2 pseudogenes are annotated in these 892 nt (G+C 33.7%); one reads left to right on the top strand and one right to left on the bottom strand.

What is annotated here, in order from left to right:
* Nucleotides 1–209, bottom strand: a pseudogene (locus tag TCEL_RS11515) (ATP-binding cassette domain-containing protein); the annotation flags it as partial.
* Nucleotides 210–356: 147 nt separating this feature from the next.
* On the opposite strand from TCEL_RS11515, the pseudogene TCEL_RS11510 reads away from it, so the two are divergent.
* Nucleotides 357–892, top strand: a pseudogene (locus TCEL_RS11510) (flagellar motor switch protein FliG); the annotation flags it as partial.

Below are 892 nucleotides of genomic sequence, written 5' to 3'. Positions count from 1 at the left end.
CCGAACTTTTGTTGAAGATCACATAATAGATTTACAATTTGAGATTGAATTGATACATCAAGAGCAGATACTGGCTCATCACACACTATGAATTTTGGATTTAGCACCAGTGCTCTTGCTATACCTATTCTTTGTCTTTGGCCACCCGAAAACTCATGTGGATATCTTCTTATGTGATATGGTGCAAGACCACACATCTCAAGTGCCTCATAGCCAATAGCCTATGAACCTGTTTTAGAAGATATGGAACAAAATATGAACCTAGAAAAAGAAATCAGAAACTACGCATCAACAAAGCCAGAGCAAGTTGTAGAGCTTATTAAAACATGGCTTGCTGAGGATGAGAGGTGATAATTATGGCAAGAGATAAGGATAGATTAACAGGTGTTCAGAAAGCTGCCATATTATTTATCACTTTAGGTCCTGATGCTTCAGCTCCAATATTAAAGAAATTGCCTGAAAAATGATATACAAAAAGATAAACCTTTGAAAATAGCTAATATGACAAAAAAATAAAAAAAGAAAATTAGGGAGGAAGTATTACAAGAATTTTTTTGTAATCTTAATAAAGCTAAAGACTATATTTTTAGAAGGTGGATTTGATTATGCAAAAAAATCTTTTAAGTAAAGCCCTAGGTGCACAAAAAGCAATGGAGATAATAGAAAAGGTATCTGAAATAACTCAACAGTATAGACCTTTTTCAATTGCACGTAAAGCCGATGCGCAACAATTATTGAATGTAATTATAAATGAACATCCACAAACCATTGCATTAATTTTATGTTATCTTCAACCAGAAAAAGCTGCACAAATCTTATCAGGGCTTCCTGAAGACTTGCAATCAGATGTAGCTAAAAGAATCGCGACAATGAGTAATACTTCCCCTATTGT

Origin of the sequence: Thermobrachium celere DSM 8682 (assembly GCF_000430995.1) — a bacterium.
Lineage (GTDB): Bacteria > Bacillota > Clostridia > Clostridiales > Caloramatoraceae > Thermobrachium > Thermobrachium celere.
This window is presented reverse-complemented; position numbering and strand designations above follow the sequence as displayed.